Below are 20,467 nucleotides of genomic sequence, written 5' to 3'. Positions count from 1 at the left end.
GTCTGGGCTAGCCTTCGCTGCATCATTCGTGGAGGAAGTCTATGCGTTCGATTCTTGCTGCTGTCCTGCCGTTGCTGGTGCTGTCCGGTTGTGCCTCGTACCAGAGCGACGAAGTACAACCCGTTCCCGCCGACCGACTCCTGGCCTACCAGGAGATGGGACAGGGCAGCGTGAAAATCGATGTCAGCCGCGATGTCGGCTTCCTGGGTGGCGGCTGCTACGTGGCGCTCACCATCGACCAACAGGTGGCCGCACGCATCGGTGCAGGCGAGTCGGCGAGCTTCCACGTGCCGGCAGGCCAGCACGTGGTCGGCATCATCGGCGACAAGGATGGTGACGGCCTGTGCAGCAAGGCCATGCTGCGCCGCGAGCTGCTGATGACGCTGGAGGAAGGCAGCGACACGCGCTTGCGAATCAACAGCGACAACCGCAAGGGCTTCGATATCAAGCCTGCGACCGAATAAGGTCCCGCCGTCGTGGCGCGTCTCAGCCGTTCAGACGAGCGACGAGGCGCGCCTGCAGCTTTTCCAGCTCCCCTGCATCGGCCTTGTTCGCCGCGTGGATCCCCAGACCTTCGCCGGCATAGCGCGGCACGATATGCACGTGGATGTGGAACACCGTCTGCCCGGCCGGCGCACCGTTGAACTGGGCGACCTGCACGCCATCCGGGTTGAGCTCGTCGACGATCACTCCGGTCAGGCGCTGCACCACACGCATTACCTTGCACAGCGCATCGGAATCGACGTCGAGGATATTGCGCGCCGCGCTGCGCTTGGGGATCACCAGGGCGTGGCCATAGGATTGCGGGAACAGATCAAGGAAGGCGAGCACGTCGTCATCCTCGTACAGCTTGTAGCAGGGCGCATCGCCGCGAATGATCTGGGCGAAGATATTTTGCGAATCGTAGGTGCCTTGCAGGCTCATGGTCAGCTCCTTCTCCGGTGACTATGGGGCCGCACCATACCGCTTTGTCGCGTGCCGGTCATGACCGGAAGCGCGCTGAGGTCTATCCTGTGGGCCTGCTTGCGATCCTGCGAGCCGGGACCGCAGTACTCGGCACGCAGCCGCAGATCGCACTTTACCTGCTGTGGACGAGCATCGCGGCGACTGCCAACCCCCTGCGACCGACGCGCAGCAGATCGAAAGCGGGCTCTCAGCCCTCTCGTTGACCCGTCTGGAGTATGCATGTCCGACCTTTCCGCGTTCCCCATCACCCACAAATGGCCCGCCGCACACCCTGACCGCCTGCAGCTCTACTCGCTGCCCACGCCCAATGGCGTGAAGGTATCGATCATGCTGGAAGAGCTCGGCCTGCCCTACGAGCCGCACCTGGTCAGCTTCGAGCGTAACGAGCAGATGTCCCCGGAGTTCCTCTCGCTGAACCCGAACAACAAGATCCCCGCGATCCTCGATCCCAACGGCCCGGACGGCAAGCCGCTGGCGCTGTTCGAGTCCGGCGCGATTCTGCTCTACCTCGCCGACAAGACCGACTCGCTGATCGCCCCCGGCCCGGCTGGCCGCTACGAGACGCTGCAGTGGCTGATGTTCCAGATGGGCGGGATCGGCCCGATGTTCGGCCAACTGGGCTTCTTCAATAAATTCGCCGGCAAGGAGATCGAAGACAAGCGTCCGCTCACACGCTACGTGGACGAAGCCAAGCGCCTGCTTGCGGTGCTCGATCAGCGCCTGGAAGGCCGCGACTGGATCATGGGCGAGCGCTACACCATTGCCGACATCGCCACCTTCCCATGGATTCGCAACCTGGTCGGCTTCTACGAAGCGGGAGAACTGGTCGAGTTCGACAAGTTCAAGAACGTCAAGCGCGTGCTGGAACGCTTCCTGGCGCGGCCGGCGGTACAACGCGGGCTGACGATTCCGAGGCGAGACTGACTCGGTCACGGCGCCGGACTGTTCCGGCGCCGACTTCACCCCTTGCCCGTTCGCTTTCTCCAGGCATTTGGAAAAGGAGTCTTCCATGCCCCGTCCACCCTGTCCCTGTTATTGCTCGCCTTGGCCCTGAGCGGTTGCCAGGAGCCACCGCCCCCGCCCAAGCCAGCCCCCAGGTGGGCAACGATCGACACCTACAAGCTGTCCCTGCGTATCCGTGAGGACGTCATCCAGAAGAACCCGATGCCGGCTGGCCTGGAGCAAAGCTACCGGGAGCAGCGCGATGAGGCCGGACGCACGCGCGTCGCACTTCGCCGACTGAGTCGGGAAGGAACCGAGCGCTGCCTGAACGCCAGGAAACCACAAGCCATGCCGTCTTCGGCCGAAACCGAGACCAGGCTGGCGCGTCAGCGACTGGTCAATCAGGCCGCCTGCACACAGGAAGTAGTACCTGAAGCTGGATACCAGCCTGGCAGCCTACAAGGCGCTGGAGGAAAAATGGCAGGAATACGAGAGGACGACCCAACAACTCACTAACAGGGCGATGCGGGATTTCGTCAGACAATATGCCAAAGAGCACGATCTGGAGCTGATCATCGCTAACGCCAGGCCCGATACCATCGTCTACAGCGAGTCAGGCCAACTGCTGGATGTAACGATGGGTCTATTGGCGCAACTGGACGAAAAAGCCAGTCAGCAACCCCGGACGCCCAGGCAATAACCCGACGCCATTGCCAAGTCGCTTCCGCCCGGGCCTGAACGGCCCGGGCGGAAGCCTCGCGATATCAGGCCTCGACCTGGCTCCACTGCTTGCTCAGGCGCTTGTCCGACACCGGCACCTTCGTCCCCAGTTGCTGGGCGAACAGCGACACGCGGTACTCCTCCAGCATCCAGCGATACAGCGTCAGCTCCGGGTCGCGCTTGCCTTCCTGGGCGTGCTTGGCCAGGCGTGCCGAATACTGCTCCCAGTAGCCGGCCATCTCGCCGCTCCACACGCGGTCGCGCTGGACCTGCCCTGCCACCTTGTCCAGGCGCTGCTCGACCGCCTTCAGGTAGCGCGGGTATTCCTTCAGCCACTCCAGCGGCGTGTCGCGCACGAAGCCGGGGTAGACCAGCTTGGCCAGTTGCCCCTTCACGTCGTTCAGCGGCACCGTCATGGCGAGGTCAACCTTGCCCTTGAAGCGCTTCTGCAAGCCGTGCCAGAGCTTGAGGATTTCCAGGGTCAGACGGGCGATGCGCTCGGCGTGTTCGGTCCAGGCACCGCGTTTCTTCTCCGCCAGGGAGGCGAGCCCGGCACCATCGCGTGGCAGGTTGCTTTCGCCGTCGAGAATGGCGCTGTCCAGGCTGGCCAGCAGAATGTCTTCCACCAACGATTCGACGCGGCCCAGCTCGCGGTAGAGCAGGCCCATGTCGGTCTGCCCCGGCAGCTTGCTGCGCAGGAATTTGGCGGGTTCGGCGAGCTGTTGCAGCAACAGGCGCTGCAGCGCGCGGCGATGCTGATAGTCGGCTTCGGCCTGGGTCGGGAAGCGGCTTTCCTTCACCACACCGGCCTCTTCCACCAGTGCCGGGTAGACCGTCATCGACAACCCCGCGACCTTCTGCTGGACCTTCTCCGCCACCTCGCCAAAGCCCTTGGCTTCCACCGGCTTCTGCGGCTTGTCCGCCTGCGGGATCGCCAGTGCGGCCTGACTGGCCTCGGCGAAGCGCGCAGTCAACTCGGCGAGGTCACGGCCTTCGCCGAGGAACTTGCCACGGGCGTCGACCACTTCGATGTTCATCCGCAGGTGGCTTTCCACCTGAGTCTCGGCTTCCGCCCAGGCCTCTTCAGGTACGCGGCTACCGGTCATGCGCTGCAACTCACGGCCAAGGGACTCGGACAACGCACCTTCGGCAAAGACCATCTTGCCCAGTGCAGCACGTACGAAGTCAGGCACCGGTACGAAGTTCTTGCGGATCGCCTTGGGCAGGCTGCGCACCAGCTCGATGCACTTGGCCTCCAGCAGGCCCGGCACCAGCCACTCCAGGCGCTCGGCAGGCAGTTGCGGCAGCAGCGGCGCCGGCACACGCACGGTCACGCCGTCACGTGCGTGGCCGGGTTCGAAGTGATAGGACAGCGGCAGTTGCAACTCACCCAGGCGCAGGCGGTCCGGGTAGAGGCCGGCGGTGACTTCGCTGGCGTCACGGGCAAGGACGTCTTCCTCCCGCATGATCAGCAGGTTCGGCTGCTGCTTGTGCTCGCGCTCGTACCACTTCTCGAAGCTGGCGGACTGGTAGATGTCTGCCGGCAGACGCTCGTCGTAGTAGGCGAACAGGGTTTCCTCGTCAGCGAGAATGTCGCGACGACGGGCCTTGGCTTCCAGCTCGTCGAGCTTTTCCAGCAACTGGCGGTTGGCAGACAGGCACTTGGCGCGGCTGTTGATCTCGCCGCGCACCAGCGCCTCGCGGATGAACATCTCGCGCGCTACCGGCGGGTCGATCGGCCCGTAGTGCACGGCGCGACGACCGATGATGATCAGGCCGTAGAGAGTGACCTGCTCGTAGGCCACCACCTGGCCACGGCGCTTCTCCCAGTGCGGCTCCAGGTAGTTCTTCTTCACCAGGTGCCCGGCCAGCGGCTCCAGCCAGTCCGGCTCGATCTTCGCAACCATGCGGGCGAACAGCTTGGTGGTCTCCACCAGTTCGGCGGCCATTATCCACTGCGGCTTCTTGCGGCCGATCACGCTGGAGGGGTGAATCCAGAAACGCCGCTGACGCGCACCGAGGTAGTCGCCCTCTTCCGCCTTCTGGCCGATCTGGCTCAGCAGGCCGGAGAGGATCGCCTTGTGCACGGCGGCGTAGTCGATGTCGCGGGCCTTCGGTTCATCCGCCCTGGCGACTGGCTGGCGGCCGCGATTGTCGTGTGCCCTGGCCTGTTCGCGGGCGGGCTCGCTCTTGCGCGCGGCACCTTCTGCCTTGCTGCCGAAGGGCAACTGCAATTCGCGGCAGATCAGCGTCAGTTGGCGGTGCGCATCGCGCCACTCGCGCAGACGGAGGTAATTCAGGAAATTCTTCCGGCACCAGTTGCGCAGCGGGTTGGAGCCCAGCGCCTGACGCTGTTCCTCGAAACCGCGCCAGAGGTTGATCAACGCGGCAAAGTCCGAGTCCGGGTCCTTCCACTGCGCGTGGGCCTGGTCGGCAGCCTGCTGGCGATCCATCGGCCGCTCGCGCGGGTCCTGCACCGACAATGCGCTGGCCACGGTAAGCACTTCCGGCAGGCTGCCCAGTTGCGCCGCTTCCAGCAGCATGCGGCCCAGGCGCGGGTCGATAGGCAGGCGCGCCAGTTGCCGGCCCAGCGGCGTGAGCTGGCCTTCGCGGTTTACCGCAGAGAGCTCCTGCAGCAGGGTGAAACCGTCGTTGATTGCCTTGCCATCCGGCGGCTCGATGAAGGGGAAGGCCTCGATGTCGCCCAGGCGCAGGTGGAGCATCTGCAGGATCACCGCCGCGAGGTTGGTGCGCAGGATTTCCGGATCGGTGAAGGCCGGGCGGCCGTTGAAGTCCTCCTCGCTGTACAGGCGCACGCAGATGCCCGGCTCGACCCGGCCGCAACGGCCCTTGCGCTGGTTGGCGCTGGCTTGCGAAATGGCCTCGATGGGCAGGCGCTGGACCTTGGCGCGGTAGCTGTAGCGGCTGATGCGGGCAGTGCCGCTGTCGATCACGTAGCGGATGCCGGGTACGGTGAGCGAGGTTTCCGCGACGTTGGTGGCGAGCACAATCTTGCGGCCCGGCATGGGCGCGAAGATTTTCTGCTGCTCGGCCGGAGTCAGGCGTGCATACAGTGGCAGCACTTCGGTGTGGCGCAGGTTGGCCTTACGCAGCATATCGGCGGCATCGCGGATTTCACGTTCGCCCGGGAGGAACACCAGCACGTCGCCAGGACGCTTGCCGACTTCGCGCTCGTGTGCGGCGATCTCGTCCAGCGCGCGGAGGATGCCCTGGTCCACGGAGAGGTCGTCGAACAGCGCTTCACCGTCCTCGTCCACTTCCGCCGCCAGCGGGCGGTACCAGGTTTCCACCGGGTAGGTACGGCCGGACACCTCGACGATGGGCGCATTGCCGAAATGCTTCGAGAAACGCTCCAGGTCGATGGTCGCCGAGGTGATGATCAGCTTGAGGTCCGGGCGGCGCGGCAACAGCGTCTTGAGGAAACCGAGGAGGAAGTCGATGTTCAGGCTGCGCTCGTGGGCTTCGTCGACGATGATCGTGTCGTAGCGCTCCAGGTAGCGATCGTGCTGGGTTTCGGCCAGCAGGATGCCATCGGTCATCAGCTTGATCAGTGTGCTGTCGTCGCTCTGGTCCTCGAAGCGCACCTGGTAGCCGACCAGCGAGCCCAGCGGCGTGCCGACTTCCTCGGCGACGCGGGTGGCGACGCTGCGGGCAGCGAGACGGCGCGGCTGGGTGTGGCCGATCAGGCCGTGGACGCCGCGGCCCAGTTCCAGGCAGATCTTCGGCAACTGCGTGGTCTTGCCCGAGCCGGTCTCGCCGGCGACCACCACCACCTGGCTCTTTTCCAGCGCGGCCTTGATCTCGTCGCGCTTGGCGGCGATCGGCAGGCTGTCGTCGTAGCGGATCGCGGGAATGCTCGCACGGCGCGCCTCGACCTTGGCACAGGATGCCTGGAAGCGCTCGGCCCACTGGGCGAGCTTGGCTTCGTCAGGGTGCTTGCGCAGTTCATGGAGCTGCCGGCGCAGGCGATGGCGGTCGCGGATCAGTGCGTGATCCATGCGCTGCAGGAGCTGTTCGGGAGTCGGCGTGCTGTCTGTGGTCATCGGCTTCGCGGGCATCAGGCGGGAGCGGCGCGAGCTAGTGCGGAGCCGGTCCCTGGAATGGGCTGTCATGGCGACAATCCGCGAATTGTCGCAAAAGACCGGCACGGGCCGCCATGCCGATTACTGAGCGACCACGAACGCAGAGGGCGGCGAGCCTGCGCCAGCCCCAGAGATAACGGATCGGGACGCGAAGTTCAGATACGCTGAATGAACCGTCCCGACCCGCCATCAATGCCACCCGATGGCAGCCGCTCAGATGCGGAACTGGCCCACCAACTGGCGCAGGCGCTCTCCCAGGCCATTGAGTTCGGTTGCCGTACGGGCGCCCTTCGCGGCGTCTTCCGCCACGCTGTCCACACCACCGGCGATCTGGTGCACGCTGCGGTTGATTTCCTCGGCCACGGCGGTCTGTTCCTCGGCGGCACTGGCGATCTGAGCGTTCATCGAGTTGATGGTGCCGATCAACCGGGCAATGGCGTCCAGCGACTGTCCGGCCTGATCGGCCTGGCCACGGGTACGCTCGGCCATCTGGCTGGCGCGCAGCATGGCATTCACCGAGCCGGCGGTAGTGCCTTGCAGACGGTCGATCATCTGCTGGATTTCACCAGTGCTCTGCTGGGTACGGCTGGCCAGCGCGCGAACCTCGTCAGCCACCACGGCAAAGCCACGGCCGGCCTCCCCCGCCCGCGCAGCCTCGATAGCGGCGTTGAGCGCCAGCAGGTTGGTTTGTTCGGCGATGGAGCGGATCACCTCCAGCACACCGACAATGCCCTGCACGTCCTGGCGCAAGGTGTCGAGGGATTCGCTGCTGCTGCGCACCTCGCCCACCAGTTCGTTGATCTGCGCCACGCACAGGTCCACTTCACGCTTGGCCGCCTGGCCTTCGCGATCGGTCTGCTGTGCCGCATCGGCAGCCTGCTGGGCGCTGCGCGCCACTTCCTGGGCCGCGGCGGTCATCTCGTTGATTGCGGTGGCGACCTGATCGGTCTCGTGCCGCTGGCCATCCATCGCCCGCTCGGAGCGCTGCGCCTGCTGGGCAACATCGCCGACCAGCCCGGACAGTTGCTGGGTAGTACCGGCCACCTGCTGCACCAGCAGGTGGATCTTCTCGACGAAGCGGTTGAACGAGCCGGCCAGCTCGCCCAGTTCGTCCTGCCGCGCGAGGCTCAGGCGGTGGGTCAGGTTGCCGTCGCCGGCAGCCATGTCATCGAGATTGTCGCGTACTTCAACGATGGGCTGCACGATGGCCCGGCTGAACAGCCCGGCCAGCAGGCCGATCACCACCAGCAGCGCCAGCGCGGAACCGCCCATGAGCAGCAGCAGGTCGTTGATCTTCGACTCGAAGGCATCGCCGGCCTGCTGCGCCTCGCGCTCGACATCGTCGAGATTGAGCGAGGTGCCGAACACCAGGTTCCACTTCGGCAGGTAATGGGCGTAGCCGATCTTCGGCACGATGCTGTTGCCGCCCGGCAGCGTGAAGCTGTAGCGCACGTAGTGCTTGCCGCTCTGCCCCGCCCCGACCAGTTCGCGGATCGCATAGACGCCGTTGGGGTCGCGGTAACCGCTGAAGTCCTCCCCCAGGCGCTCGTCGCTGGTGCCCTGGAAGACACGCACCGCGCGGCTGTCATAGCCCCAGAAGTAGCCGCCGTTGCCATACTGGAGGCGTTTGAGGATCGCGACGCCCTGCTCACGGGCCTGCGCATCGCCTTCGGCAGCCGCCTGGTAGACCGGCCCGACAGCGGCAAGGGCAACGTCGACAAAGTTTTTCAACTGCGCTTCGCGGTCATGGGTGAGGTTTTCCCGTATCTGCGCTTCCTGCTGGGTCGACAGGCGATTCAGCGCGACCGTGGCAATGGCACACAACAGGATCGTGAGGAGCAGGATCGGAACGATGGCCAGGAGCAGGACCTTGGCGCGAAGTCGCAGTGCAGTGTTCAAGGCGCGATACCTCAAGCAGACAGGGGCAGCCGCAATCGTGCGGGCATCAAAAAACCCGCCTTGCGGCGGGTTTCCTGTTTATCGGCTCAAGCCTTGAGTTTCTTGAGTTCCTCATCGCGCAATTCGCGGCGGAGGATCTTGCCGACGTTGGTAGTCGGCAGGCTGTCGCGGAACTCCACGGCCTTGGGACGCTTGTAGCCGGTGAGGTTGTCGTGCATGTGCTGCATGACCTGCTCCTTGGTCAGGGTGACGCCCGGCTTGGACACCACGAAGACCTTGATCGCCTCGCCGGACTTCTCGTCCGGGATGCCGATGGCGGCACATTGCAGTACGCCCGGCAGGGTCGCGAGCACGTCTTCCAGTTCGTTCGGGTACACGTTGAAGCCCGACACCAGGATCATGTCCTTCTTGCGGTCGACGATGCGCATATAGCCGTCTTCCTGGATGATCGCGATGTCGCCGGTACGCAGCCAGCCATCCTTGTCGAGGATTTCGTCAGTGGCTTCCGGACGCTGCCAGTAGCCCTTCATCACCTGCGGGCCCTTCACGCACAGCTCGCCACGCTCGCCCAGCGGCAGGTCCTGGCCGTCATCGCTGATGACCTTGCACAGGGTGGACGGAACCGGAATGCCAATGGTGCCGATCTGGATGTTCTGGAACGGGTTGACCGACACCACCGGGCTGGTTTCGGTCATGCCGTAACCTTCGCAGATGGAGCAGCCGGTGACTTCCTTCCAACGCTCGGCGCTGGCCAGTTGCAGCGCCATGCCACCGGACAGGGTCAGCTTCAGCGCGGAGAAATCGAGCTTGCGGAAGTCGTCGTTGTTGCACAGGGCGACGAACAGGGTGTTCAGGCCGACGAAGCCGGTGAACTGCCACTGCGACAGCTCCTTGACCATGCTCGGCAGGTCGCGCGGGTTGGTCACCAGGATATTGTGGTTACCGGTGAGCATCATCGCCATGCAATGGAAGGTGAAGGCATAGATGTGGTACAGCGGCAGCGGCGCGATGAGGATCTCGCAGCCTTCCTGCAGGTTGGAAGCCATCAGTTCCTTGCACTGCAGCATGTTGGCAACCAGGTTGCGGTGCGTCAGCATCGCGCCCTTGGCCACGCCGGTGGTGCCGCCGGTGTACTGCAGCACAGCCACGTCGTCGGCCTTGGGCGAGACTTCCGCCACCGCCTTGCCACGGCCCTTGGCCAGCACGTCGGTCAACTTCTGCGCCTGCGGCAGGTTGAAGGCCGGCACCATCTTCTTGATGTACTTGACCACGCTGTTGACGATGAAGCGCTTGAGCGGCGGCAGCATGTCACCCACTTCGGTGACGATGACGGTACGAATGCCGGTCTTGGGCAGCACTTCCTCGGCCAGGTGCGCCATGTTCGCCAGGCACACCAGCGCCTTGGCGCCGGAGTCGTTGAACTGGTGTTCCATTTCCCGCGCGGTATACAGCGGGTTGGTGTTGACCACGACGAGGCCGGCACGCATGGCGCCGAAGACCACGACCGGGTACTGGAGCACGTTGGGCAGTTGCACGGCGATGCGGTCGCCAGGCTTGAGATCGGTGTTCTGTTGCAGATAGGCCGCAAAATCCCCGGAGAGCGTGTACAGCTCGCCGTAGGTCAGGGTCTTGCCCAGGTTGCTGAAAGCAGGCTTGTTTGCAAAACGTTGGCAGGACTCTTTAAGCACCGCGAGGATGTTCGGGTACTTGTCAGCATTGATCTCGGCAGCGATACCAGCTGGGTATTTGTCCTTCCAGAAATTGTCGGTCATGGAAGCCCACTCCTAAGCAACAGCTCATCTTTACCGCGTATGCGGTTCGTTGTTGTGTTTGTGTCGCCTTCCCCAAGGCAGGGAGCGAAAAGCGGGCCGAGAGTAGCAGCTTTGAGAAACACCGACCAGCACCAAACACGGCCTTGCCAGTCAAAAAAATGACCGAAAGCACATCACTCGGTCATTTCCGTTCAACTCGTCGGAAAAGCCCATTGTAGAGGGCCCGAAAGCTTGTTGGATTGTCTGACAAGATCGAGTTCCGACGACTGGAACCGGAAAAAAGACCGGGGACTGCGGCCAGACCAGCCCCTGGCGTGAATCAGAATCGTCAGGTTCAGATCAGGCGATTTCAGACATTTCCACGCAGCGTCCTTTCACTACGCAGACTTCAATGATCCACCTCAACATCAGCCCGGCGCGATTCCCGCAGAGTGCCTTTGCACTCTCCAGGAGAACCCTCATGTTTCCCGAATACCGCGAAAAGATTACCCGCCTGAAAACCGAAGACCCGCATTTCGCCAAGCTCTTCCATAGCCACAATGATCTCGACCAGGAGATCAAGAACATGGAAGCCGGCATCACCCCCGCCTCGCACGACACCATCGAGGCGCTGAAGAAGCAGAAGCTGCAGCTCAAGGACGAGCTCTACGAAATCCTGCGCAAGAAGGATGGCTGCTGCCAATGCGGCAGTGGCGCCTGTGGCGGCTGACCAGCTCTGCTCGGCTCTATCAGCGCAAACGCTCCATCCCCAGCCACCGGCTGGGATTGTTCATTCCATAGGCTGAAGTCTTCCATCGCCTCGATTGCTGCGTCGCGCGGGCCAGACGACGATCACGCCTCTCAATGCCGGCGCCATGAATGAAAAAGGGGGCTGATCCAGGATCAGCCCCCTTTTTCATTCGCTCACGCATCAGGCGGTTTCGCGCAGCTCCCGGCGCAGGATCTTGCCCACCGGAGTCATCGGCAGGGCGTCCTTCAGGACGATATGCTTGGGCACCTTGTAGCCGGTGAAGTTTTCCTTGCAGTAGGCCTTGAGCTCCTCGACTGTCACGCCGCCTTCACGGGCAACCACGAACAGTTTCACGGCTTCGCCGGACTTCTCGTCCGGTACGCCGACGGCAGCGCAGTTGGCGACTTTCGGGTGAGCCATGACCACGTCTTCGATCTCGTTGGGGTAGACGTTGAAGCCGGAGACGATGATCAGGTCCTTCTTGCGGTCGACGATGCGGACGAAGCCGTCGGGGTCGATCACGGCGATGTCCCCGGTCTTAAGCCAGCCTTCGGCATCGAGCACCTCGGCGGTGGCTTCGGGGCGCTGCCAGTAGCCTTTCATGACCTGCGGCCCCTTCACGCACAGCTCGCCACGCTCGCCAATGCCGACGTCGTTGCCGTCGTCGTCGATCACTTTCAGCGCGGTGCCCGGCACCGGAATACCGACTGTCCCCAGGCGCGCCTTGTCGCCGTAGGGGTTGGTGCTCACCACCGGAGAGGTTTCGGTGAGACCGTAGCCTTCGACCACTGAGCAACCGGTCATGGCCTTCCAGCGCTCGGCGGTAGCGGTGACCAGGGCGGTGCCGCCGGAGTTGGTGACCTTGAGGTTGGAGAAGTCGAGTTCCTTGAACTCCGGGCGGTCCATCAAGGCAACGAACAGGGTGTTCAGGCCCAGCAGCGCAGAGAAGCGCCACTTCTTCAGCTCCTTGATGAAGCCGGGGATGTCGCGCGGGTTGGTGATCAGTACGTTGTGGTTGCCGTTGACCATCATGCACATGCAGTTCGCGGTGAACGCATAGATGTGGTAGAGCGGCAGCGGCGCGATCATCACCTCGTTGCCCACCTGCATCAGTGGCTTGCCATCCGGACCGTGCTGCTGGAGACAGGCATGGACCTGCTGCATGTTGGCGACCAGGTTGCCGTGGGTGAGCATGGCCCCCTTGGCCACGCCGGTGGTACCGCCGGTGTACTGCAGCACCGCGATGTCTTCCAGGCCGACCTTGACCGGCTGCAGCCCGTGGCCACGGCCCTTGCCCAGGACATCCTTGAACGATACCGCCTGGGGCAGGCTGTAGTCGGGCACCATTTTCTTGACGTGCTTGACGACGGTGTTGACCAGCAGGCCCTTGAGCGACGGCAGCATGTCACCCATGCGCGCCTCGATCAGGTATTCGATACCGGTGTCGGGCAGCACTTCCTGCACCAGCTTGCCGAACAGGTTCACGTAGACCAGCGCGCGGGCGCCGGAATCCTTGAACTGGTGTCGCATCTCGCGAGCGGTATACAGCGGGTTGGTGTTGACCACCACGAGGCCGGCACGCAGGGCACCGAATACAGCGATGGGATATTGCAGGATGTTGGGCATCTGCACGGCGATGCGGTCGCCGGGCTTGAGGTCGGTGTTCTTCTGCAGGTAGGCGCCGAAGGCTGCGGACAGGCGGTCCAGCTCGGCATATGTCAGGGTCACACCCAGGTTACTGAACGCCGGACGGTCGGCGAACTTCTTGCAGGAGCGCTCGAACACTTCCACCACGGACTTGTAGGCCGCCAGATCGATGTCACTGGGCACACCGGCCGGGCGTTTGTCGTTCCAGAAATCAGGTTGCATTTGTTCTTGTCCTCATACCTGAGCGAAACCGAACCGCCGTTGCGGTCATTCGACGGAAGCTAGCAGTTCCCCCGGTCAGCGCAAAGACTCCAGCGTGCGTCATTGACTGCGTGAATCTTCCTCCACCGTCCCGCTGTAGCGCGGGATAGAGCATGCCGCCTGGGTTTGCAGAAAGACGGCGGCATTCAGCGCAATCCATACAGAAGATGTCCGACCGCGCGGCACCAGGCAAAATTCGCCTCGGCAGTGGCACGGACATCTGTAAACTGCGCCTCTTCGGCGATGATCGCCGCGTCTCACCTTCGCTCGACGATAATACGTACAACAAACGGGAAGGACCCATGCCCTACGCTGCCTACTGGCTGAACGCCAGCGACGAGACACCGCTGTACACCCGCCACTGGGCGCCGGAAGGCCCCTCGCGCGGCGCGCTGATGCTCTCCCACGGCATGGCCGAGCACGCTGGCCGCTACGAGCGACTGGGCCTGACGCTGAACGCCGCCGGCTACCATCTGTACGCCATCGACCAGCGAGGCCACGGCCGCACCGCCGAGAACGGCGAGCCTGGCCACTACGCCGACCACGGCGGCTGGGGCAAGGTGATCGGCGACCTGCATACGCTGAACCGGCACATCCGCGAGGAACACCCAGATCTGCCGATCATCCTGCTCGGCCACAGCATGGGCAGCTACATCGGCACCGCCTACCTGATACAGCACAGCGCCAGCGTGAAGGCGGCGGTGCTGTCCGGGTCCAACTACCAGCCGGTGGCGCTGTACCGCACGGCACGACTGATCGCCCGCTTCGAGCGTTGGCGCCAGGGCCCGCTGGGGCGCAGCGCGCTGATCGAGTTTCTGTCGTTCGGCTCGTTCAACAAGGCGTTCAAGCCGAATCGAACGCCCTTCGACTGGCTCAGCCGTGACGTTCAGGAGGTCGACAAATACGTTGCCGACCCGCTGTGCGGCTTCCGCTGCAGCAACCAGCTCTGGCTCGACTTGCTCGGCGGGCTGGCCGATATCACACCGGTCGAGCACATCTCCCGCATCGACGCTGCGCTGCCGCTGCTGGTGATCGGCGGCGACCGCGATCCGGTGAGCCAGGGCAAGCGCCTGCGCGATCTGGCCCAGGCGATGACCCGGGCAGGGGTTCGCGACGTCCAACTGAAGATTTACCCCGAGGCCCGTCACGAGTTGTTCAATGAGACCAACCGCGACGAGGTCATCCGCAACCTGATCGGCTGGCTCGACGCGCATTGCCCCGTCCGCCAGGCCGAGACTACCGAGGAGCCTCTATGACCCAGGTACAGAACGTCCCTTACGAAGAGCTCGAAGTCGGCCAGAAGGCGAACTTCCAGCGCAGCGTTGGCGAGCGCGACATCCAACTGTTCGCCGAAGTCTCCGGCGACCGCAACCCGGTGCACCTGGACGCCGACTATGCTGCCACCACGCTGTTCAAGGAGCGCATCGCCCACGGCATGCTCAGCGGCGCGCTGATCAGCGCCGCAATCGCCACCACCCTGCCCGGCCCGGGCACTATCTACCTCGGCCAGAACCTGCGTTTCACCCGCCCGGTAAAAATCGGCGACATGCTCGACGTAGAGCTGGAAGTGCTGGAAAAACTGCCGAAGAACCGCGTGCGTATCGGTACCCGAGTGCTCAACCAGAACGGCGAGGCAGTCGTGGAAGGCGAAGCCGAAGTGCTGGCGCCCAAGCAGAAGCTGAACATCGAACTGCCGGCGCTGCCGCCGATCACGATCGGCTGAGAACGACTACCCTCGGCGCACTCTGCGGCGCCAGGCAGACTGAAGCGTTATCCGGGGCCGGCCTATTGGCCCCGGAAACTTGTATACAGTTTTACTCTCATCTACCCTGCCAAGGTCATTTCTTCATCCATCTGGGATAACCGAAGGCCATCTGCCCGAAACCCCATCGCCGGGAATCGGAGCCATCATGGACCTTCGACTGCTGTTGCTATCGCTGTGCACCTTCGCCGCCGGCCTCGCCGAGGCCATCCTCACCGGCATCCTGCCGTCGCTCGCCAATGATCTGGGCGTCTCGCTCAGTCTGGCCGGCCAGCTCACCAGCCTGTTTTCCCTGAGTTTCGCCATCGCCGCCCCCGTACTGGGCTGGCTGACCCGTGGAGCCGACTGCCGGCGCCTGCTGGTGGTTACCCTATTGGTGTTCGCACTCTTCAATACCGGCGCGGCGCTCAGCTCCGGCTACACGACGCTGCTACTGATGCGCATCGGCATGGCCGCCTGTTGTGGGCTGTTGATCATGCAGGCCAGCCTGCTGGCGGTGGAACTCGCCCCACCTGCCCAGCGCGGCCGCGCCATCGGCCTTATCTTCATGGGGATCAGCGGCTCGCTGGTACTCGGCGTGCCAGCCGGCGTGCTGGTCGACGACTGGTTGGGCTGGCGCTGGATCTTCGCCGCCATCGCCCTCTACTCACTACCGCTGGCGGCACTGCTGCACGTCGCCCTGCCGCGCCGCACAATGGGCAGCCCGGCCAACGGTGCGATGTACCGGCGCCAGCTACGCAACCCCGTACTGAGCCTCGCACAGACGGTATCGATCCTCCTGCTGGGCGGGCACTTCACCCTGTTCGCCTACATTACGCCGTGGTTCCAGCGGGTCGCCGGCATCGACGACAGCCAGCACATCGCGCTGACATTGCTGTTGATCGGCCTGGCCGCTATTGGCGGCGGCTACCTGGGCGGATGGCTGAGCGACCGCATCGGCCACCGCCGCGCTCTGGTCGTCGTACCGGTGCTGTTTGCTTCGGCAATGCTGGCAATTCCGCTGAGCCTCGGCCATCCGTGGATGCTGCTGGCCGCACTGATGGTCTGGAGCACCATCAGTTGGATGATTTCGCCGGCAGTACAGAGCTACCTGCTGGCCAGCGACCCGGCCAGCGGCACCGCCGGGATCGCGTTGAACACCTCGGCCATGCACCTTGGCGTGGCCCTCGGCGCGGCGCTGGGTGGCATGGTGATCAGCCTGGCGGGGATCGTCTGGGCACCGTGGGCCGGCCTCGCACTGGTGGCACTGTCGGTGCTCTGCGCGGCGCTGTCCTGCTGGTTGCAGCGCGAGCCGGAAAAGGCGCCGCTCACTGCTCCTTCACGGTGACGCTGGCGGTCATCCCGGCGCTCAGATGCACACCGTCGGGAATCCTGCCCAGGCGAATGCGCACCGGAATGCGCTGGGCCAGGCGGACCCAGTTGAAGGTCGGCTCGACGTTGGCCAGCAATTGGCTGTCGGGGATCGCGTTGCGGTCGGTGATGCCGCTACTGATGCTTTCCACGGTACCGTCGATGGGCGTGTTGCCGCTCATCAGCACGACCTGTGCGGGCTGGCCGACTCGAATGCCGGGGAGCTTCGTCTCTTCGAAATAAGCGGTGACGTAGAACGACTTCTGGTCCACCAGCGCCATCACCGGCTGGCCGGTCTGCGCGTAGTTGCCCTGAGCCAGGCGCAGGTTAGTCACCTGTCCGTCGCGCGGGGCGCGCATTTCGCTGCGGGAAAGGTTCAGCTCGGCCAGGTGCACCTGGGCCAGCGCCTCGTCGTACTCACTCTTGGCAATGGCGGCATTGATCTGCGCGGTCTCCTTGTCCTCGGCGCTGATCGCCGCAATCCCCAACCGGTTGCGCCGCGACGCTTCGCTCTGCCGCAGCAGGTACTGTTGATGTCGGGTTTCGGCCAGAGCCTTCGCCTGCTCAAGATTGGCGGCATAGCGCTCGTGGTCGATGCGCATGATCAGATCGCCGGCCTTGACCTGCTGGTTGTCCTGCACGGCCAGATCGGTGACCCAGCCGGAAACGTCGGGGGCAATCACCACCACATCCGCCCGTACCCGCGCATCGCGGGTCCACGGTGAGAGCATGTAGTAACGCCACAGCCAGGTGCCTGCGAGTACGGCGGCGACTACCAGAACCAGGGTGATGGCTACGCGAAGGTATCCGCGCATGCGAACTCTCCTCTCAAGATATGCCGCTCAAAGCCCAGGTGATGCCGCAGAGAATCAGCACGAACAGGGCGCAGTCGAACAGCGCCTCGTGCCAGATCCAGCGCCCCAGCGGCGTGACCTGCAGCAAAAGGCGCAAGGCCACGGTCGCCCCCAGGGCGAGCACCGCATAGATGAACAACGGGCTGAGATAGACGCCGCCCCAGCCCCACTCATGCAGCCCCATGCCGCTCCTCCAGTTGGCACCATGAGCGCCAGGTAAGCCGCAACTGCGCGAGAGCGGCAACCGCCAGGCGGTTGGGCTCATTGTCTCTGACGCGATCCTGCGCCAGCGCCTCCTCCAGCGGCCGACAGATGGCATCCAGGCTTTGCTCGCGGCCCTCACCAGGCCCGCGTTCGAGTATGCCACCCAACTGGGCGAGGAACTGGTCGCGGGCCTTGCGCAATGCGCCGCGCGCACCGTTCAGGCAGGCTCGCATGTGGATCAGTTCGTTGCCCATGTCCAGCGCCAGCAGACCGTCCTGCCAGCGCCGCTGCTCATCTCTGGGCAGCAATGTGTAGTGTCGCGCAAGGCGGATCAGGCGGTCCGCCATGCGTCCGCCGAACCAGTTCTCCGCCTGCGCCAGCGGACGCCGGGTCAGGCGTCCGAGGTCTACGCAGGTCGCTGCAATCAGGCGCCGGTTCAGCCAGTCGGGCGGCAGCGTCAGCAGACGGAATACCAGCACCGCGAAACCGACCCCGATGACGATCCCCTGGGCCGAATTGAGTAACGTCGCCAGGTCGTACTGCATCAAGTTGCTGGGTGCGACCAGGGTGATGAAGTGAATCGAGAAGGATGTAGCCGTCCCCGCCAGCGCCGGCGTCGCCATGCCCAGCAAGGCGAAGAACAGGGGCACGCCAAGCGCCATGCAAAGCAGCGGAAAACCGTTCCATTGCGGCAGCAGCCACTGGCTGACCAGCGCGGCGGCCGGCACCGCATAGAGAATCCCGCGCAGGAAGCCCAGGCCGATGGTCACTGCGTTATCGCGATTGGCGAACAGGCTGCAGATTACCGCGGCCAGCAACATGCCTCCGGTGGCCGCAGGCCACGCCGTGGCCATCCAGAAGGCCGACATGCCGAGCAGCGCCAATGCACTACGCAAGCCATAGAAAGGCGCCATCAAGCCATCACGGTGCCAGGACAGCGTGCCAGTCTCCCGCTCATCCACTTCCCCCGTCGCCACCGCGCGCATGGCCCGCTCGGCCTCCTCCGCCTTGCGCAGCAGAAGAGCGCAGCGGGTCAGGCAATAGCGCAGGTCGTTGGATAGCGACTCATCGGTGCCCGCCTGCCCCAGCCGCTCGCCCAACGCACGGATTGCCTCCGCATGCGGCTCTTCCAGCACCCGCTCCAACTCCGCGATCCAGGGTTGCAGGAGCACGGCATCGCCGGCATCCAGCACGCTACGCTGGCGAGCCACGCCACGGGCAGTGCGCAGCAGGCTGAGCAGGTCGCGCGACAGCACGCGCAACGCCCGCGAGCGCTGGCGACCGCGATAGCCTTCGAACCAGGCGTGATCGCGCTGCACATCCACTTCAACGATCTTGCCCAATGCCTGGAGCAGCCCCTTGATCTCCCGCGTTTCACTACCGATCTCGCTGCGAGCGGCCTGCATTCCGGATAGCCAGGTGGCGCGCGCCTGCCTGTCGAGGTTCGCCTCGACCCGCCGCGGCCAGAGGATCGCGCTGACAGCGGAAGCGCAGAGAATGCCCAGGCAGATTTCCGTACTGCGCGCCACGGCCTGATCGAAGACATCCAGCGGATGGCTGATCGCAGGCAAGCCGATGATCGCTACGGTGTAGCCCGACAACACGAAAGCGTAGGAAACATGATTGCGCAACGTCGTCGAAGCCGCCGTACAGAGCCCGAGCCACAAGGAGATGGCTATCAGGAAAAGCCAGGGCGTCTGGGCGAACAACGCGATCATCACCACCGACATGGCGGTACCAGCCAGGGTGCCGATCAGACGGAACAATCCCTTGGCGACCACCATGCCCGACAATGGCTGGGACACGATGAACACTGTCATCAGCGCCCACTGCGGCTGTTCGAGGTCGAAGCGGAAGGCACACCAGAGCGCCAGGCCGCCGGCCAGGAGGGTCTTGATCGCGAATTTCAGCGCCAGCGGGTCCGGCGCCAGGAATGCCTGTAGCGAGGGTCGCACGCGGTCTCTCGAAAACGATCCAGGGTCTACCGATAAAGATAGCCGGCAACCGGATACGAAGATGATTGCCCGCACAATTATTAGCAGACTAACAAAATGTCATCCAGACTTTTCCGAGGCAAAAAAACGGGCGACCTAAGTCGCCCGAAGTGCCTTGCGTGCTCTGTGTATCTGGGAGGAATCAGCTCTTCTTGTTGCTGTCCTTCCAGATGAAAATTCCAACCCCGCCGAAGAAAAGGACCATGAGTCCTACGGTAACGATGCCTGCGAGAACCACTTCGTCGATGAACATGATGCTGGCCTCCTGTTGCCTACACCGTCTGGGGATGGGTGCAGATTACCGGCAGCCGGACAGGCGAAATTGACCTGGATCAATGGTCACAAAAGCCTGCTTCGGCAAGCCCTGGAGCACTGACTCAGATCAACTTAAAAGACGGCACGGGTGCGGTGGAAAGCCGCGCGAACCGGGCGATTCGCGGGAAATGGCGAGGTACGGAGGGAGGAACTCAGCGCTTCTTCGGCTTGCTCTTGCCTTTCTTGCGCGCCTTGCCCAGTGGCAATGCTTGCTCGAATGCCTTGCGCACATCCTGCAGGCGCTTTTCGTGCAGATCATGGATGCGCTTGTCGCGCTCGGCGGAGAAGTCGATCAGGTTTTCGTCGTTACTCATGACAATGCACGTACCAGGCGGAAGGTCAGGTTCAGGCGTGGCGCGACCGGACGGCGGGTCTTGGCCACCTGATGCTGCCAATGATGCTGTGTCGCGCCGGACATGACCAGTAGAGATCCGGGCGGCAGATCGATGGAATGTTCGATTGCATTGCGGCCCTTGCGGCGCAGATCGAAACGGCGCGCACCGCCCAGGCTCAGAGACGCCACCAGCGGATTGCGCCCCAGTTCGGACTCGTCATCACTGTGCCAGCCCATCGAGTCCTGACCGTCGCGATAGTAATTGAGCAGTACGCCATTGAGTGCTTGGCCGACGCTTGCGCTCACTCGCGAACGGATTTCTGCAAGCAGCGGCGTCCACGGCAACGGCTGATGCGTCAGCCCGGAATAGGTGTACGCAGCCTCCGGATCGCCATACCACGCGAGCAACCGTGGCACCGGGTACTCACGCCCATGCAGACGCACGCTGGGTTGCTCCCAGGGCGTCTCGGCGAGCAACTGTTCGAACCATTGCCGTGCGCATGTCGGCGGGCACCAGTCAGGGATCAGGCGCAGCTCGGCATCAGGCAACAGGATCGGAACGTCATCGAACAGCATGAGGGCTCAGGGTGATTGGAAAAGCCTACAGCTTACTC

General features: G+C 63.8%; 17 protein-coding genes. 6 read left to right on the top strand and 11 right to left on the bottom strand.

Features of this window, described 5'->3' with window-relative positions; all coding sequences use genetic code 11:
• Positions 1 to 41: 41 nt before the first annotated feature.
• Positions 42 to 464: a 3-isopropylmalate dehydratase gene (locus OU419_RS08035; protein ID WP_254471532.1), complete on the top strand. Its 423-nt coding sequence runs from the start codon at positions 42 to 44 to the stop codon at positions 462 to 464.
• Positions 465 to 486: 22 nt separating this feature from the next.
• Here the strand turns inward: OU419_RS08035 and OU419_RS08030 are convergent, their stop codons facing one another.
• A complete protein-coding gene (locus OU419_RS08030) occupies positions 487 to 924 on the bottom strand; it encodes an HIT family protein (protein ID WP_254471533.1) in 438 nt (145 codons plus the stop codon).
• Between the two features lie 261 nt (positions 925 to 1,185).
• Between OU419_RS08030 and OU419_RS08025 the strand changes: the two genes are divergently transcribed.
• On the top strand, positions 1,186 to 1,890 hold the full coding sequence (locus OU419_RS08025) for a glutathione binding-like protein (protein ID WP_254471534.1): 705 nt from the start codon (positions 1,186 to 1,188) through the stop codon (positions 1,888 to 1,890).
• Positions 1,891 to 2,672: 782 nt separating this feature from the next.
• Here OU419_RS08025 and hrpA read toward each other — a convergent pair.
• The 3 genes from hrpA to fadD1 form a co-directional block, all read right to left on the bottom strand.
• Complete coding sequence (gene hrpA / locus OU419_RS08020; RefSeq protein WP_254471535.1) at positions 2,673 to 6,692, bottom strand: ATP-dependent RNA helicase HrpA; 4,020 nt, start codon at positions 6,690 to 6,692, stop codon at positions 2,673 to 2,675.
• Positions 6,693 to 6,944: 252 nt separating this feature from the next.
• The gene (locus tag OU419_RS29100; RefSeq protein ID WP_254471536.1) at positions 6,945 to 8,630 is read right to left on the bottom strand and encodes a methyl-accepting chemotaxis protein; all 1,686 of its coding nucleotides are present in this window, start codon (positions 8,628 to 8,630) and stop codon (positions 6,945 to 6,947) included.
• 86 nt (positions 8,631 to 8,716) lie between these two features.
• Positions 8,717 to 10,402: a long-chain-fatty-acid--CoA ligase FadD1 gene (fadD1, locus tag OU419_RS08010; RefSeq protein WP_254471537.1), complete on the bottom strand. Its 1,686-nt coding sequence runs from the start codon at positions 10,400 to 10,402 to the stop codon at positions 8,717 to 8,719.
• 460 nt (positions 10,403 to 10,862) lie between these two features.
• On the opposite strand from fadD1, the gene OU419_RS08005 reads away from it, so the two are divergent.
• Positions 10,863 to 11,111 (top strand): YdcH family protein, encoded by a 249-nt coding sequence (locus OU419_RS08005; RefSeq protein WP_254471538.1) that lies wholly within the window; start codon positions 10,863 to 10,865, stop codon positions 11,109 to 11,111.
• 201 nt (positions 11,112 to 11,312) lie between these two features.
• Here the strand turns inward: OU419_RS08005 and fadD2 are convergent, their stop codons facing one another.
• On the bottom strand, positions 11,313 to 13,001 hold the full coding sequence (gene fadD2, locus OU419_RS08000) for a long-chain-fatty-acid--CoA ligase FadD2 (RefSeq protein ID WP_254471539.1): 1,689 nt from the start codon (positions 12,999 to 13,001) through the stop codon (positions 11,313 to 11,315).
• Positions 13,002 to 13,342: 341 nt separating this feature from the next.
• Here fadD2 and OU419_RS07995 point away from each other — a divergent pair, with 341 nt between their 5' ends.
• From OU419_RS07995 to OU419_RS07985, 3 genes are all read left to right on the top strand, one after another.
• Positions 13,343 to 14,296 carry an alpha/beta hydrolase gene (locus tag OU419_RS07995; protein ID WP_254471540.1) on the top strand — a complete coding sequence of 318 codons (954 nt, stop codon included), beginning with the start codon at positions 13,343 to 13,345 and terminating at the stop codon, positions 14,294 to 14,296.
• A complete protein-coding gene (locus tag OU419_RS07990; RefSeq protein ID WP_254471541.1) occupies positions 14,293 to 14,763 on the top strand; it encodes a MaoC family dehydratase in 471 nt (156 codons plus the stop codon). Before OU419_RS07995 ends, OU419_RS07990 begins: the two co-directional genes overlap by 4 nt.
• 187 nt (positions 14,764 to 14,950) lie before the next feature.
• Positions 14,951 to 16,129 carry an MFS transporter gene (locus OU419_RS07985; RefSeq protein ID WP_254471542.1) on the top strand — a complete coding sequence of 393 codons (1,179 nt, stop codon included), beginning with the start codon at positions 14,951 to 14,953 and terminating at the stop codon, positions 16,127 to 16,129.
• Here OU419_RS07985 and OU419_RS07980 read toward each other — a convergent pair.
• From OU419_RS07980 to OU419_RS07960, 6 genes are all read right to left on the bottom strand, one after another.
• The gene (locus OU419_RS07980) at positions 16,110 to 16,967 is read right to left on the bottom strand and encodes an efflux RND transporter periplasmic adaptor subunit (protein WP_254471543.1); all 858 of its coding nucleotides are present in this window, start codon (positions 16,965 to 16,967) and stop codon (positions 16,110 to 16,112) included. The genes OU419_RS07985 and OU419_RS07980 overlap by 20 nt on opposite strands.
• 13 nt (positions 16,968 to 16,980) lie before the next feature.
• Positions 16,981 to 17,190, bottom strand: a complete 210-nt coding sequence (locus tag OU419_RS07975) for a DUF1656 domain-containing protein (protein WP_254471544.1) — start codon at positions 17,188 to 17,190, stop codon at positions 16,981 to 16,983.
• A complete protein-coding gene (locus OU419_RS07970; protein WP_254471545.1) occupies positions 17,177 to 19,165 on the bottom strand; it encodes an FUSC family protein in 1,989 nt (662 codons plus the stop codon). The genes OU419_RS07975 and OU419_RS07970 overlap by 14 nt, the downstream gene beginning before the upstream one ends.
• A gap of 181 nt (positions 19,166 to 19,346) precedes the next feature.
• Positions 19,347 to 19,457, bottom strand: a complete 111-nt coding sequence (gene ccoM, locus OU419_RS28900) for a cytochrome c oxidase subunit CcoM (RefSeq protein ID WP_302328914.1) — start codon at positions 19,455 to 19,457, stop codon at positions 19,347 to 19,349.
• A 214-nt stretch (positions 19,458 to 19,671) separates the two neighbouring features.
• The gene (locus tag OU419_RS07965) at positions 19,672 to 19,833 is read right to left on the bottom strand and encodes a hypothetical protein (protein ID WP_254471546.1); all 162 of its coding nucleotides are present in this window, start codon (positions 19,831 to 19,833) and stop codon (positions 19,672 to 19,674) included.
• Positions 19,830 to 20,429, bottom strand: coding sequence for an alpha-ketoglutarate-dependent dioxygenase AlkB family protein (locus OU419_RS07960; protein WP_254471547.1), 600 nt, complete (start codon positions 20,427 to 20,429; stop codon positions 19,830 to 19,832). The genes OU419_RS07965 and OU419_RS07960 overlap by 4 nt, the downstream gene beginning before the upstream one ends.
• Positions 20,430 to 20,467: the final 38 nt, after the last annotated feature.

This window comes from Pseudomonas triclosanedens (assembly GCF_026686735.1).
Taxonomy (GTDB): Bacteria; Pseudomonadota; Gammaproteobacteria; order Pseudomonadales; family Pseudomonadaceae; genus Pseudomonas; species Pseudomonas triclosanedens.
This window is presented reverse-complemented; position numbering and strand designations above follow the sequence as displayed.